At 62.4% G+C, this 13,918-nt stretch carries 18 protein-coding genes and 1 tRNA gene; 13 read left to right on the forward strand and 6 right to left on the reverse strand.

Annotation, left to right across the window (positions count from 1 at the left end; genetic code table 11):
• Positions 1-21: 21 nt before the first annotated feature.
• Complete coding sequence (serA, locus tag GPJ75_RS04570) at positions 22-1,620, forward strand: phosphoglycerate dehydrogenase (RefSeq protein WP_163265562.1); 1,599 nt, start codon at positions 22-24, stop codon at positions 1,618-1,620.
• Positions 1,621-1,665: 45 nt separating this feature from the next.
• On the opposite strand, the gene GPJ75_RS04575 is transcribed toward serA, so the two are convergent.
• Positions 1,666-2,592, reverse strand: coding sequence for a DMT family transporter (locus tag GPJ75_RS04575; RefSeq protein ID WP_163265564.1), 927 nt, complete (start codon positions 2,590-2,592; stop codon positions 1,666-1,668).
• A gap of 207 nt (positions 2,593-2,799) precedes the next feature.
• Here GPJ75_RS04575 and GPJ75_RS04580 point away from each other — a divergent pair, with 207 nt between their 5' ends.
• Together GPJ75_RS04580 and GPJ75_RS04585 are read left to right on the forward strand one after the other, a co-directional pair.
• Positions 2,800-4,098 carry an adenylosuccinate synthase gene (locus tag GPJ75_RS04580; RefSeq protein ID WP_163265566.1) on the forward strand — a complete coding sequence of 433 codons (1,299 nt, stop codon included), beginning with the start codon at positions 2,800-2,802 and terminating at the stop codon, positions 4,096-4,098.
• Between the two features lie 152 nt (positions 4,099-4,250).
• On the forward strand, positions 4,251-5,735 hold the full coding sequence (locus GPJ75_RS04585) for a hypothetical protein (protein WP_163265569.1): 1,485 nt from the start codon (positions 4,251-4,253) through the stop codon (positions 5,733-5,735).
• Between the two features lie 35 nt (positions 5,736-5,770).
• Here the strand turns inward: GPJ75_RS04585 and rpoH are convergent, their stop codons facing one another.
• Both rpoH and GPJ75_RS04595 read right to left on the reverse strand, forming a co-directional pair.
• On the reverse strand, positions 5,771-6,685 hold the full coding sequence (rpoH, locus tag GPJ75_RS04590) for an RNA polymerase sigma factor RpoH (RefSeq protein ID WP_163265571.1): 915 nt from the start codon (positions 6,683-6,685) through the stop codon (positions 5,771-5,773).
• Positions 6,686-6,861: 176 nt separating this feature from the next.
• Positions 6,862-7,887, reverse strand: coding sequence for an RluA family pseudouridine synthase (locus tag GPJ75_RS04595; protein WP_163265573.1), 1,026 nt, complete (start codon positions 7,885-7,887; stop codon positions 6,862-6,864).
• Between the two features lie 29 nt (positions 7,888-7,916).
• Here GPJ75_RS04595 and GPJ75_RS04600 point away from each other — a divergent pair, with 29 nt between their 5' ends.
• The 3 genes from GPJ75_RS04600 (at position 7,917) to GPJ75_RS04610 (ending at position 8,857) form a co-directional block, all read left to right on the forward strand.
• A complete protein-coding gene (locus GPJ75_RS04600; RefSeq protein WP_163265575.1) occupies positions 7,917-8,306 on the forward strand; it encodes a fimbrial protein in 390 nt (129 codons plus the stop codon).
• Positions 8,303-8,716 (forward strand): VOC family protein, encoded by a 414-nt coding sequence (locus GPJ75_RS04605; protein ID WP_163265577.1) that lies wholly within the window; start codon positions 8,303-8,305, stop codon positions 8,714-8,716. Before GPJ75_RS04600 ends, GPJ75_RS04605 begins: the two co-directional genes overlap by 4 nt.
• 65 nt (positions 8,717-8,781) lie before the next feature.
• Positions 8,782-8,857, forward strand: a tRNA-Glu gene (locus tag GPJ75_RS04610).
• 106 nt (positions 8,858-8,963) lie between these two features.
• Here the strand turns inward: GPJ75_RS04610 and GPJ75_RS04615 are convergent.
• The 3 genes from GPJ75_RS04615 to GPJ75_RS04625 form a co-directional block, all read right to left on the reverse strand.
• Entirely contained in the window at positions 8,964-9,467 is a 504-nt protein-coding gene (locus tag GPJ75_RS04615; RefSeq protein ID WP_163265579.1) for a hypothetical protein, read from the reverse strand.
• Between the two features lie 87 nt (positions 9,468-9,554).
• Positions 9,555-9,764, reverse strand: coding sequence for a hypothetical protein (locus GPJ75_RS04620; RefSeq protein WP_163265581.1), 210 nt, complete (start codon positions 9,762-9,764; stop codon positions 9,555-9,557).
• Positions 9,764-10,072 carry a hypothetical protein gene (locus GPJ75_RS04625; protein ID WP_163264924.1) on the reverse strand — a complete coding sequence of 103 codons (309 nt, stop codon included), beginning with the start codon at positions 10,070-10,072 and terminating at the stop codon, positions 9,764-9,766. The genes GPJ75_RS04620 and GPJ75_RS04625 overlap by 1 nt, the downstream gene beginning before the upstream one ends.
• Positions 10,073-10,162: 90 nt before the next feature.
• On the opposite strand from GPJ75_RS04625, the gene GPJ75_RS04630 reads away from it, so the two are divergent.
• From GPJ75_RS04630 to GPJ75_RS04660, 7 genes are all read left to right on the forward strand, one after another.
• On the forward strand, positions 10,163-10,393 hold the full coding sequence (locus GPJ75_RS04630) for a helix-turn-helix domain-containing protein (protein WP_205602462.1): 231 nt from the start codon (positions 10,163-10,165) through the stop codon (positions 10,391-10,393).
• A 49-nt stretch (positions 10,394-10,442) separates the two neighbouring features.
• Entirely contained in the window at positions 10,443-10,820 is a 378-nt protein-coding gene (locus GPJ75_RS04635; RefSeq protein WP_163265583.1) for a hypothetical protein, read from the forward strand.
• Positions 10,821-10,863: 43 nt separating this feature from the next.
• On the forward strand, positions 10,864-11,625 hold the full coding sequence (locus tag GPJ75_RS04640) for a hypothetical protein (protein ID WP_163265586.1): 762 nt from the start codon (positions 10,864-10,866) through the stop codon (positions 11,623-11,625).
• Positions 11,626-11,731: 106 nt separating this feature from the next.
• Positions 11,732-12,337, forward strand: a complete 606-nt coding sequence (locus tag GPJ75_RS04645; protein ID WP_163265588.1) for a type VI secretion system-associated protein TagO — start codon at positions 11,732-11,734, stop codon at positions 12,335-12,337.
• Between the two features lie 7 nt (positions 12,338-12,344).
• A complete protein-coding gene (locus GPJ75_RS04650; RefSeq protein ID WP_163265590.1) occupies positions 12,345-12,707 on the forward strand; it encodes a hypothetical protein in 363 nt (120 codons plus the stop codon).
• Positions 12,704-13,483 (forward strand): DUF433 domain-containing protein, encoded by a 780-nt coding sequence (locus GPJ75_RS04655; protein ID WP_246248901.1) that lies wholly within the window; start codon positions 12,704-12,706, stop codon positions 13,481-13,483. The genes GPJ75_RS04650 and GPJ75_RS04655 overlap by 4 nt, the downstream gene beginning before the upstream one ends.
• The gene (locus GPJ75_RS04660; RefSeq protein WP_163265592.1) at positions 13,480-13,878 is read left to right on the forward strand and encodes a PIN-like domain-containing protein; all 399 of its coding nucleotides are present in this window, start codon (positions 13,480-13,482) and stop codon (positions 13,876-13,878) included. The genes GPJ75_RS04655 and GPJ75_RS04660 overlap by 4 nt, the downstream gene beginning before the upstream one ends.
• Positions 13,879-13,918 lie beyond the last annotated feature (40 nt).

Genomic DNA, 13,918 nt, shown 5'->3' on the forward strand with positions numbered 1-13,918 from the left:
GCTTAATTAGGAGCCCCTGAAATGGCACCTCGCGTTCTCGTTTCCGACAAGCTTTCGCCCACGGCCGTCGACATCTTCAGGCAGCACGGCATTGAGGTCGATTACCAGCCGGATCTCGGCAAGGACAAGGAAAAGCTTCTCTCCGTCATCGATCAGTACGATGGCCTGGCCATCCGCTCGGCCACCAAAGTGACGGAGAAGCTGATCAATGCCGCGGCCAACCTGAAGGTTGTGGGCCGCGCCGGCATCGGCGTCGACAACGTCGATATCCCCGCCGCCTCGCGCCGCGGCATCATCGTCATGAACACACCCTTCGGCAACTCCATCACCACGGCGGAGCACGCGATTGCCATGCTCTTCGCGGTGGCGCGGCAGATCCCCGAAGCCAACGCCTCCACCCATGAAGGCAAGTGGGAGAAGAACCGCTTCATGGGTGTCGAGATCACCGGCAAGACGCTGGGCGTGATCGGCTGCGGCAACATCGGTTCGGTGGTGGCTATGCGCGCCATCGGGCTGAAGATGCATGTTGTGGCGTTCGACCCGTTCCTCTCTACTCAGCGGGCGGAGGAGCTGGGCGTGGAGAAGGTGGAGCTGGACGAGCTGTTTGCCCGCGCCGACTTCATCACGCTGCACACGCCGCTGACCGACAAGACACGGGGCATCATCAGCGCCGCGGCGATCGCCAAGATGAAGGACGGGGTGCGCATCATCAATTGCGCGCGCGGCGGCCTGATCGTCGAGGCCGATCTGGTCGCGGCACTGAAATCCGGCAAGGTGGCGGGCGCCGGCGTCGACGTGTTCGAGAACGAGCCGGCCACGGAAAACCCGCTGTTCAACCTGCCTAACGTGGTGTGCACGCCGCATCTCGGCGCCTCGACCAGCGAGGCGCAGGAGAATGTCGCCCTGCAGGTGGCCGAGCAGATGTCGGACTACCTCATAAAGGGCGCTGTCGCCAATGCCATCAACATGCCCTCGATCAGCGCCGAGGAGGCGCCGCGGTTAAAGCCCTTCATCAAGCTGGCGGAGGTGATGGGCGCATTCGTCGGCCAGGTGACGGAGGAGGCGATCCGCGAGGTGGAGGTCGTCTTCGACGGCTCCACCGCCGCCATGAACACGCGCGCCCTCATCAGCGCCGCACTGGCGGGCCTCATCCGGCCTCAGGTCTCCGACGTCAACATGGTCTCGGCGCCCGTCATGGCGAAGGAGCGCGGCGTCATCCTGTCGGAGGTCAAGCGCGACAAGTCGGGCGTCTTCGACGGCTACATCAAGCTGACGGTCAAGACATCGGCCAAGACGCGTTCGATCGCCGGCACGGTCTTCTCCGATGGCAAGCCGCGCTTCATCCAGATCAAGGGCATCAATCTCGATGCCGAGGTGGGCGAGCACATGCTTTACACCACCAATTACGACACGCCCGGCATCATCGGCCTGCTCGGCACCATCTGTGCCAAGCACGGGGTGAACATCGCCAACTTCCAGCTCGGCCGCAATCGGCCAGGGGGCGACGCGATCGCGCTCTTGTATCTCGACGCGCCGTTCCCGGAGAATGTGCTTCAGGAATTGCGGGCGAACGACTCCATTATCTCGGCCAAACCGTTGCATTTCGACGTGAGTGCGTAAGGCTGGTGCGTAACGAAGGCGCGGTTCCATCCCGCGCCTTCGAGGTCACGACCCGTCGACCGGAGCCCGCACGCGCGGCGGAGCGCCCATCGCTTTGCGGCCGCTATATTCGGCGAGCCCTATGCCGCAGAAGACGAGCGCTATCGCGAAGGCGTGGTATGGGTAAAAATCCTCTCCCAGGATGAGGATCGACAGCAGCGTGCCGAATATCGGCACGAGGTTGACGAACAGGCCGGCGCGGTTGCCGCCGATGAGTTCGTTGCCACGGATATAGAAGACCTGGGCGAGGACCGAGGGCATTGCCGCAGTGTAAAGCACGATCATCCAGCCGCGCAGATCCGGCAGGATGAGGCTGCCGGCCGCGTATTCCCAGGTGAGGAAGGGGATTGAGCTCAACAGGGCCGACGTCGCAAGTACGGTGATCATGCTCAGCCAGTGGATGTCGGGCTTGAAGCGCAGGCATACGGTGTAGATGCCGTAGAACAGGACGGCGAGCAGCATCAGAAGATCGCCGATATTGATGTCGAGCTCGGCAAGCCGCGACAGGTCGCTGTGGCTCGCGGTCAGCGAAATGCCGACAAGGGAAAGCGCGAAGCCGACGAGCTGCAGTCTTGTCGCCCTCACCCGGAAGAGGCAGAAATTCAAAACGATGATGACCATCGGGATGGCCGCCTGCTCGATCGAGACATTGACCGCCGACGTGAAGGTGAGGGCGCTGTAGAAGGTGGCGTTGAAGCAGGTGAAGCCGAGCGTGCCGAGCATGACCAGAAGCGGCAGGTTGCTCCTGATCTGCGGCCAGTCGCGCCCGAGCGGCTTCCAGGCCAGCGGCAGGAGAATGGCAAGCGCCACGATCCAGCGCAGGAAGGTCAGGGCGAAAGGCGAGACGTGGCCGACCGCCAGCTTTCCCGCAACCGCATTGCCGCCCCAGAAGAGCGTCGTGAAGAGGAGGATGACGTAGGCCTTGTTGTGCATCGGGGTCTTCCGGGCGGGCTTCGAGGCGGTAGGAGGCAATAGCCGGTTCGATGCGCCTCGTAAATCGAACGCCACAAAGAAAACCGGCGGGAGGCGGGCGGCACGGCTGAAAGGGAGTCGCATCGCCAGACGCATGACGGTATAGAGCCTGTGGTTTTTCACGAGCAGCCGGGCGCTTCGCGCAAAACCGGCAAGAAGGGTGCACTGATGGCGAATGTTGTGGTCGTCGGCTCGCAGTGGGGCGACGAGGGAAAGGGCAAGATTGTCGACTGGCTGTCGGAGCGCGCCGACGTGGTGGTGCGCTTCCAGGGCGGGCACAATGCCGGCCACACACTGGTGATCGACGGGGTGAGCTACAAGCTCTCGCTTCTTCCCTCCGGTGTGGTGCGCCAGGGCAAGCTGTCGGTCATCGGCAACGGCGTCGTTTTCGACCCGCATGCTTTCGTGGCCGAGGTCGAGCGCCTTGCGCAGCAGGGCGTGGCCGTGTCGCCTGCGAGCCTGAAGATCGCCGAGAACACGGCGCTGATCCTGTCGCTGCACCGCGAGCTTGACGCCTTCCGCGAGGACGCGGCCTCCAACTCGGGCACCAAGATCGGCACGACGCGGCGCGGCATCGGGCCGGCATATGAGGATAAGGTCGGCCGCCGGGCAATCCGCGTCATGGACCTTGCCAACATGGAAACGCTGCCGGCCAAGGTCGACCGGCTTCTCACCCACCACAACGCGTTGCGCCGGGGGCTGGGCCACGCGGAAGTTTCGCACGCGGCCATCATGGAAGAGCTTTCCTCGGTGGCCGACCGCATCCTGCCGTATGTCGACCGTGTATGGAAAATCCTCGACGATGCGCGCCGCTCGGGCAACCGCATCCTGTTCGAGGGTGCGCAGGGCACGCTGCTCGACATCGACCACGGCACCTATCCTTTCGTCACCTCGTCCAACACGGTGGCAGGCCAGGCGGCCACGGGCTCGGGGCTGGGGCCGAACGCCGTCGACTATGTCCTGGGTATCACCAAAGCTTATACGACCCGGGTCGGCGAAGGCCCGTTCCCCACCGAGCAGGACAACGAGATCGGCGATTTCCTGGGCACGCAGGGCAACGAGTTCGGCACGGTGACGGGGCGCAAGCGGCGCTGCGGCTGGTTCGATGCGGTGCTCGTGCGCCAGGCGGTGGTGGCGAACGGCATGAGCGGCATCGCGCTCACCAAGCTCGACGTGCTCGACGGACTTGACGAGGTCAAGGTGTGCACGGGGTACAGGCTCGATGGGCAGACGATCGATTATCTGCCGGCCGGACAGGGCGCGCAGGCGCGGCTGCAGCCGATATATGAGACGCTCGAAGGCTGGAAGGAGACGACGCGCGGCGCCCGCAGCTGGAACGACCTGCCGGCCCAGGCGGTGAAGTATGTGCGCCACATCGAGGAGCTGATCGGCGCTCCCGTGGCGCTGCTGTCGACCAGCCCGGAACGCGAGGATGCGATCCTGGTGACGGATCCCTTTCAGGACTAGCTCGGAGCGGATGGCCTAACGCTTTGAATCTACGAGCTGATCTTTTAGAAGGCGATTCCATTGTTTGAGGCCATGCTGTAGAGTCACCACAATTTCATGCATGTTGCGGGTGATACTCGGACAGTGAGAGGGTAGGAGCGGACAGTTTAGGCATGGCGGATTTTGCTGCGGTTTTGCGCAAGACGATCGGTGCGCTGAAAGATAATACCCCCGCAACGCGGGCGAAAGTCTACGACAAGGCACGCGCCACCATCGACGCAAAGCTGGCCGCGGTCTCGCCGCCGCCTTCGCCACAGCTTGTCGAACGCCAGAAGAAGCTGCTGGAAGACGCCATCAGCACTGTCGAGGCTGAGTACGCGGAGCCTGCCGCGCCGCCGGAAGACGATCTTGACAGCGTCATGGCGGAGCTGAGCACCCCGTTCGGGCTGCGCCCTTACCCCGATGCCGACGAGGCGGAAGCCGAGCCGACCGCAGAGACAGCAGTGCAAGGCTCTGACGAGACAGCCGTAACGGACGCCGGCGACCTCGCAGAGCCACTAGAGGCGGACGATGAGGCGCATCACCAAACGTCCGAATGGCCGGGGATCGGTGCATCGGATGTGCCCGTGGAAGGGCCGGAATCCGGCGAGGATGACGATATAAACCTTCCCGGCGATCAGCCTGACCGCCGACGTCGCGGCGCGGGCGGATGGGTCGCGCTGCTTCTCATCGTGGTTTTGCTCGGCGCGGCAGCAGCCGGCGCATGGCTTTATCGCGACGACGTGGCACAACTCGCCGGATTCCAGAGCTTCGACCAGATGATGGCGCGGGACACCGCCACCACACCGCCCGAGGAGGTGGAAGAGGAGCCGGACGAAACCACGCAGGCGGGCAATCAAGAAGAGAGTTCGGCACCGGCGGGCGCCGAGCAGCCGCCCAAGTTCACCCAGCGCCTGACGCCGGACGGTCGGGAAGTCGACCCGGGCCCCGCCGAAGGCCAGCCGGGTGTGGGGGAGGGCACCTCCGTTGCGGAGGCCACGCAAAGCGGTACCGCGCCGGGCGAAGGCGGCGGCAGCGGCGAGCCGGAAGGTGAAGCCTCCCTCCCCGTGGGGCAGAGGGCGATCTTCTACGAGGAGCGCACGAACGCGTCGCAAGGCTCTGCCGACAGCGGCGCGGTGGTATGGTCGATCGTCGAGGAGTCGCCCGGCAACAATCTCCCGCCGGAGCCGGCCATCCGTGGCGAGGCGACCGTCCCGGACAAGGGACTGCAGCTCAAGATGACCATCCGGCGCAACGTCGATCAGTCCTTGCCGGCAAGCCACATCATGGAGCTCATCTTCCTGACGCCCGACGACTTTCAAGGCGGCGGCATCGACAATGTGCTGCGGGTGGCCATGAAGCGGTCGGAGCAGGATACGGGCAGCCCGCTTCTCGGCATTCCGGCGAGGATCGCCCCGGGCTTCTTCCTCGTGGCGCTGAGCGACAACAGGGCGGATGTCGAGACCAACACGCTGCTCATGCGGCGGCAGAGCTGGATCGACATTCCGATCGTCTATACGTCCGGCCGCCGCGCCCTCATCACGTTGGAAAAGGGCGTGCCCGGCGACCGGATATTCAGTGAGGCACTGGAAGCCTGGCAAAGGGCGTCGAGCGGGTAAGGATCCGCCTTTCCCCTCTGCCTTGCGGGAGAGAATCAGACGGCGGCGCCTTCGCCCTGAGCGGTGCGCGGGGGCTGCGCCTGTTTCCTTGCCGAAGCCTTCACCGCTTCCTGGACCTTCTCGAATGCGCGAACCTCGATCTGGCGCACGCGCTCGCGGCTGATGTCGAACTCGCCGGAAAGCTCCTCCAGCGTCAGCGGTTCGTCGGACAGCCGGCGTGCCTCGAAGATTCGGCGCTCGCGGTCGTTCAGGATGCCCATCGCGTCGCCCAGCATGCGACGGCGGGATTCAAGCTCGTCCTGCTCGACCAGCATCTCTTCCTGGCTGTCGTGCTCGTCCACCAGCCAGTCCTGCCATTCGCCGGACTCGCCCTCGGTGGCGCGGATGGGCGCATTGAGCGAGGCATCGCCGGAAAGGCGGCGGTTCATGGAAACCACTTCCTCCTCGCTCACGTTTAGCCGGGTGGCGATCTCGGACACCTGCTCGGGGTTGAGGTCGCCCTCGTCGAGCGCCTGGATCTTGCCCTTCACCTTGCGCAGGTTGAAGAACAGGCGCTTCTGGTTGGCCGTGGTGCCCATCTTCACGAGGCTCCACGAGCGCAGGATGTATTCCTGGATCGAGGCCTTGATCCACCACATGGCGTACGTGGCCAGGCGGAAGCCGCGCTCCGGCTCAAACTTCTTCACGGCCTGCATCAGGCCGACATTGCCTTCGGAGATCACCTCGCCGATAGGCAGGCCGTAGCCACGGTAGCCCATGGCAATCTTCGCCACGAGCCGCAAATGGCTGGTGACCAGCCTGTGCGCAGCGCTGGTATCGTCATGCTCGCGATAACGCTTCGCAAGCATGTACTCCTCCTCCGGCTGCAGCATGGGAAAGCGGCGGATTTCCTCGAGGTAACGGGTAAGACCACCCTCGCCCGAAACGATGCTTGGTAGTGTCTGGGCCATTTATAGCACCCTCCTCATCTTCAACGTCCCCTAACCGAGGCGGACGGAAAGCACGGCCGCATCAGCGCGCACCGCGCCATATGGTATATAGGAACAAATTCCGAAAGGCAAAAGCGTCCGGTAACAGTCAACAAACCGTGACCGACCGTGAACAGCGATACTACGCCTGCTTCCGGCTATAAACGAGCGAAACGTGTCATCAGTTCCACTATATCGGCCGGAATCGGCACCTCAAATCGCATTATAGCGCCAGTCTCAGGATGACGGAAGGCCAATAGGCGCGCGTGCAGCGCCTGGCGCGGAAATGTCGCAACCATGTCCGCCAGCGGTTGCGGCAGGCGCTTCGCCTTGGTGCGGAAGGCACGGCCATAGGCGGGGTCACCGATGAGCGGATGGCCGATATGCGCCATATGCACGCGGATCTGATGCGTGCGGCCGGTCTCCAACCGGCATTCCACGAGGGCGGCGATCTCGTCGTTCGGCTGGCCGTACCGCTCAAGCACGGTGTAATGGGTGACGGCGAGACGGGCGTCGGTGCGGCCCTCCGGCACCACGGCGCGCAGGGTCCGGTCGCGGGTGGAGCGGCCGAGCGGGGCATCGACGGTGCCGGAAAGGCGCTTCGGCACCCCCCACACCAGCGCCACATAGGCGCGTTCCAGATCGCCGGTGCGGCCGTGGTCGGCAAAGGCTTCCGCCAGCGCCCGGTGGGCGCGGTCCGTCTTCGCCACCACCATGACGCCGCTCGTCTCGCGGTCCAGCCGGTGCACGATGCCGGGCCGGCGCACCCCACCGATGCCCGACAGCGTGTCGCCGCAATGGTGGATGAGCGCATTCACCAGCGTGCCGGTCCAGTTTCCCGGGCCGGGATGCACTACCAGGCCAGCAGGCTTGTCGATGACGATGAGCGCATCGTCCTCGTAGAGAACGGTAAGGGGAATGGCTTCGCCCTCGGGCTCCGGCGCCTCGGCTTCGGGCAACACGATCCGGTAGTGTTCGCCGGCGGAAACCTTGCGCTTCGGCTCCGTAACGGCGGCGCCCTCGAGCGTCACCGCCCCGGCGCGGATGAGCGCCTGCACGCGGCTGCGCGAGATATCCGGCGCAAGGGCGGCGGCAAGCCATTGGTCGAGCCGCTTGCCCGCCGCCGCTTCATCCGCCGCAAGCTCTTTCAATTCCGTGCCGGCTTCGCTATCAGGGTCGCTCATTTTCCGACACATCCTGCGATTGGGCACCCATGGCCGGACCGGCAGCGCCGCACCATACCGACGAAGACAAGCCGCTGGACCCGGCGGCGGAGCGCGTGCGCCGCAAGCTCGTGCGTTTCATGGGCATCAATCTCGCCATCCTCTTTGTGGCGGTTATGGCGGTGGTGCTGGCCCTTGTCTACAGGTCCATGACGCCGCAGCGTGACGATGCGGCGCTTACGCAAGCGCCATTCTCCGCCGATGCGCTGTCGGGCGATATCCGCCTGCCGGCGGGATCGCGTATCGTTTCGCACGCGGCATCGGGCAGCCGGCTGACACTGCATCTCCAGCTTGCCGAGGGCGGCGAGGCGATCGTCGTCTACGACATGGCTGAGGGGCGGACGATCGGCCGCTTCGAGATCGGCTACGAGACGCCATGAACCCCGGAGCGAAGCGCCGCATCGCGCTGACGACGCTTGTCGTGCGCGACTACGACGAGGCGATCGCCTGGTACCGCGAAAAGCTCGGCTTTGAGGTCGCCGAAGATACGCCGCTCGGGCAGAGCAAGCGCTGGGTGGTGATGGGGCCGCAGGGCGCTGACGGCACCTGCCTGCTCCTTGCCAAGGCGGACGGCCCGGCCCAGGAGACGGCCATCGGCGGGCAGACAGGCGGCAGGGTTTTCCTCTTTCTCCACACGGACGACTTCTGGCGCGACTACCGCGCCATGCAGGCGCACGGCGTTATCTTCCGCGAAGAGCCGCGCCAGGAAAACTACGGCACCGTGGCAGTTTTCGCCGACCTTTACGGCAACCTTTGGGACCTTATCGAGCCAAGAGTTACGAATGTTTGAGGCAGCGCCATCGCGCCTGTTGCATTTGCCGGCAATCACGACTATATCGCGGCCTTCACCCGGACGCTCCCATCGTCTAGCGGTCTAGGACGCCGCCCTCTCACGGCGGAAACAGGGGTTCGATTCCCCTTGGGAGTGCCAATGAAATCAATCACTTATTTGATTTTTGCCCTGGCGCATCGAATATCCGTCGAATAAACGCTCACGGATTTCCGTGAACGCACATAGTTGTCCAACCGGAACCGCGTCATGGGCGCCCTAAGCGCTTTTGTTTCTTCCTGGTGACCCGGCGCCGCTTCGCCCTCAGCTTCGCCAGCACCATGTTGGCAGCTTTGCTCTCTGGCTCTGCTGGCTTTCGGGACGACCTGAAAATCGCATCGAGTTGTCCCGGACTGATCAGGATCGCTTTATTGACTTCGAAGAACATCCCTTTGGCCAGAGCGCGTTTGCGAATATCTGCCGGCGAAATAGGGGCGCCAGCCTCGGCGAGCCGTTCCGACCAATATTCGGCCGGACGGGCTGCCGCCAAGACGTCTGGATACGGCAGCACTTGGGTTCGGTCGAGCAGCATCACCACCCGCTCAGTTGCGTCCTTCTCCTCAAACACCTCTTTCAAGTAGCGCAGACCGGCCTCGATCATTACCGTTGCGTCGACGAGAGCATAGGCCACGCCGATCTCGCGCTCGGTCTTGCGCAAGGCGAGGATGCCGCGGCGCACACTCAGGTCCAGTTGGTCGAGATCTGCCCTCATTGCCGTTCCTCCGTCGGCCTCTACGACATGAATGGTGCCTGGCCGCCGAGGCAACCAGGCACCCGCTCCGTGGCAGGATAACGCTACTCAGGTTGAAACAAAGACCTCACGCACGACACTTTTTGCTCCGTCCCTGCCCAGGGTCGATTCCAGAAAACATACGGCGCCGACGATCTGGGCGATGGCTTCGCGAACAGCTTCGCTTTGACCGCGGTCGTCGCGCGCCTGCAGGTGGCCAGCCATCGCCTCGCGCGACAGCGCCATGTTCAGGTCGTTATCAAGGTTTTGGTGCATCATCAGGCCATCTCCATCTCAAGCTGCTTGGTGTCACCACCGGTGAGCACCGGTGGGGTGGTTGCGGGAACGGCAAAGCAGGCGCCGTCATCACGCTCTGCACGGTCAAATGCGTCCCGAACAAACGGATCGCAGATCAGGTTCGAGAGACGCCGCGGGGTGTAGCGATCCACCATCCGTAAGGCGCCATCGATGTCGTTGCGACCGAGCCGCTCTGCTACCTCGTGCAGCGCGTCGGGCGACGGGTCGTTCGCAATGAAAAACAGGAAGGCGCGCCGGGCGCTGGTGCTCAGGTGTCCGATGGGGCTCATGGTCGAATCCTCATTGACCGATATTGATAACATTGTTACTAAAACATATTACCTGCCAATGCAAGAGAAATAGTAACACGGTTACCAAAAATGAACGCAGTGCAATGCCGCATGGCGCGGGCCGCGCTGGGCCTCGGAGTGCGGGAGCTGGCGAAGATTGCAGACGTGTCGCCGAATACGGTTGCACGTCTCGAGCGGGGGGAGGACATGCGCGAGAGCACGGTCGACACGATCCGCACGGCGTTGGAGGCGGCCGGCGTGGAGTTCATCGCTGAGAATGGCGGTGGTGCCGGCGTGTGCCTACGTTCCGCTAAAGATTGACCATGCACCCCGGTTACTGCACATTGCCTTCGGGTTTGGGAGAGGCAACATGCAAATGCGATCGATCATTGCGGCCGCGGTATTAGCCGGCTTTTTTACACTGCCGCAAGCATCCGCTCAGCAGACGACGGCAGAGTGGAGCACTGAGAGCTTCGAAGAGGAACTGCAGCAAGCACTTGGTGAGAGAGCGGACGGCGTGGACGTTCCTTACGCGTTTGTCGCTAGCGTCTCGGAAGATATTCAGAAGGCCGTCGCTACGATCGCTGACGCCACAGATTACATTGCGGAGAAACTCTGCGGCCGACGCTCAAGGCCTACAAAGCTCACCCTCCACCTAACGGCGGGATTTGATCTCGTATTCTCGGGCGAGACGGGCTCGCAAGTTGAATGGGACCTCGAGACGGTCTGCCCGCGCATGGAGCAATAGGCCGACGGCCGCCGGCGTCGTGAATCCTTGGAAAGGAGATGCAATGCCCTGGTGGGTGAGCCCATGGGTGGGTATCAGTGCCTTGGCCATCGGGGTCCTGCTCAGCTTAAGACCGGTTTTCCTTCTCGTCGAACGTGTAGCATCAGGGGGGATAACTCCGGGCGTAGCAACACTTCTGGGCGCTCTCATCGGGTTTTCAGCAGTCGCATGGCAAGCTCGCGTCGGATTCCGAAATCTGATCCGCTCGCAGACCAGCCAATCAGAACTCGATCGCAAAGCACGCGAACATGAAGCTGAACTTGTCAGGAGAGAGAAGGAAAGCGATCGAAGACACGAGAGAATTACGCTAGCAGGCGCACTAAGCGGAGAACTCGGTGCCGCATACTCAAGGCTGGCCAACGGCAGGAGTATTCTTCGACTGCAGGCATCTGCCTACAAGGCCATGGGCAATTCAATCCCACCTTTGCCAATCGATATGAACGCGATCTTCCCCAAGTTCGAGCCGAAGGTGTTCAACCAAAACATCGGCGGCTTAGGGCTCTTGGGACCGTCGACGGCTTCCGACGTGGTGGAAGTATATCAGGTGCTTTTTTGGGACCGGTCCGCGCCGCCTTCGACAGCTCTTGCCGGCAAGCAACTCGCTTCCATAGTTGAGATGCAGATCAAGGTGATCGATCAATGGCTCCTTGATTGCTACCACGTCAATCAGCGTCTGCTTTCGGTTTTTGGGAGCATCGCGGATCCCGGGCCCCTTATCATGGCCAGGCAGAAGCGTGAGGAACCGCATATCGACAACACGCACTAATTCGGCATCGCCCATTGCCCTCATCGTCGCCCGCCCCTTGAGAGAGGAACAGGATTGACCGGCCGCCCCGGTTGCGCCACCTTGCCCTCGGGTTAGGGAGGGCATCATGAGAACAATAGTCACCGCAGCCGCTATCCTGGCGGCAGGCAGCGCCATCGCAGCGCCTGATGCGTGCATCCAGATCGACAGTGATCTCGATCGCCTCGCCTGCTACGACAGGGAAGCCGGCCGCACGCCAAAGCAGGAAATACTTCCGACGCCCGCGGGCAAGTGGTCGGTCCGCAAGGAGACCTCGAAGCTCACTGACCAGACCAACGTCTTTTTGACGGTCGCGTCAGAGGAAACGGTCAACTGCGGCTGGAACAGTGGCGACAAGATCCGGCTCTACGTCCGATGCATGGAGAATTCCACGTCGCTGATTTTTCAGACCGGCTGCCACATGACTTCTAGCGATTATAACGACTATGGCCACATCACCTATCGCCTGGACGATGAGAAAGCACGCACGGTCAGCGGTGACGAGTCGACGAACAACCGCTCGCTCGGCCTTTGGTCTGGAGGGCGCTCGATCCCGGTGATCAAGCAGATGTTCGGCAAATCGCAAATGATCGTGCGCATGACGCCCTATAGCGAAAGCCCGTTCACTGCGACGTTCAATATCGCCGGGCTGGATGAGGCGATCACGCCGCTAAGACAAGCATGTAGCTGGTAAGAAGAACATGGATGCGCGCGTCATTGCGATCATGGTGGTAGCCGGGTTGGGTGCTGTCGCCTTCTTTACGACTGGCCAGGAGCCGGCCGAGACGGCCGCGCCGATCGTAGACGACTGCGACCGGATCAGGGCCTTCGTCGCCTCGCAGACGTTCGTCAAGCGCGAGATGAAGGTGCCGGCGACCGCCGAGTTCCCCTACATCTCGTCCGAGGGCGTATCGGTGACCGAGCTTGGCGATTGCCGGTTCACCGTCAAGGCTTATGTCGACGCCGAAAACAGCTTTGGGGCGAAGCTCAGAACGCCATACTCCATGGACATCAGATTTAATCGGGCCGACGAAATCTGGTCAGCATCAAATATAACTCATTGATTGATGGGCTGGACTGCCGCGCACAAAATCTCCTTGCGACCAACACCAACATGGCTATCTTGCCGACGATGACGAAGCAGCGCACTGATCACGATAACCTCCCGCTCGGTGTGGGTTCCTACACCGCGCCCGAAGCTGCTCGCCTTCTTCACACCTCACCTCTCAATGTGAGGCGCTGGCTATCTGGTTACAAATTTCGACGTCACGGCGAAGAGCGCAATATGCCACCGCTGTGGCAGTCACAGCTTTCGATGATCGGTGATCACCTCGAAATCGGCTTCCGGGATCTCATCGAGTTGCGTTTCGTGAAGGCATTCGTCGATGCCGGCGTCGGTCTTCTGGCCATCAGAAATTGCCTAGAATACGCTCGCGTGTGCGTGCAGGATGAGCGCCCTTTCTCAACTCGGCGATTTCAAACGGACGGCCGCACCATCTTCCTCGAGAGCATAGAGCGCTCGGGTGAGGCCAAGGTGCTGGATCTGAAGAAGCGCCAATACGTATTTCGCCACGTCCTCGAGCGAACCTTCAAAGATCTCGACATCGAGAACGACGCCGTGGCGCGGTGGCGACCGTTCGATGGCAAGCAGTCGATCGTGATCGATCCTCAGCGCGCGTTCGGTCAGCCCATTGCCGCGCAATACGGCATCCCGACGATCGCGCTTGCTGACGCTGTAGAAGCAGAAGGCACGGTCGAACGGGTGGCTCGCCTTTATGACGTTTCAGCGTCAGTCGTCCGTGACGCCGTGAAATTCGAAAAGCGTCTGAGAGCCGCGTGAAGGTCCTCGTTGACGAGAACATGTCGCCGGCCATCGCTCGCTCACTTGACGCCCTATTTTCTGGGGAGCACGTCGTTGTTCACATCAGGGACAAGTTCGGAACTGGTGTAAAAGACGTGGATTGGATCGGGCGCCTGAGTGCGGAAGGCCGCTGGATCGTCGTCTCGGGCGATCGACGCATAACACGCAACAGAGCGGAGTATCTGGCTTTTCGCAGCTCGCGCCTGGTGGGCTTCTTCTTGGCAAAAGGCCTCTACAAATCGCCGGTTATTAGGCAGATGGAACGGCTTCTCGCGCTCTGGCCGGTAATTGAACAGCAATCGTCTCTGGTTGCCGGCGGGGCTCTTTTCGAGCTCCCAATGAAGAGCACCAGAATCAAGCAGCTCAAGGTTTAGGCGGTGCCAATAGACTGTGCAGAACCGCGAGGACAGCGCC

Source organism: Chelativorans alearensis, assembly GCF_010993735.1.
Lineage (GTDB): Bacteria > Pseudomonadota > Alphaproteobacteria > Rhizobiales > Rhizobiaceae > Chelativorans > Chelativorans alearense.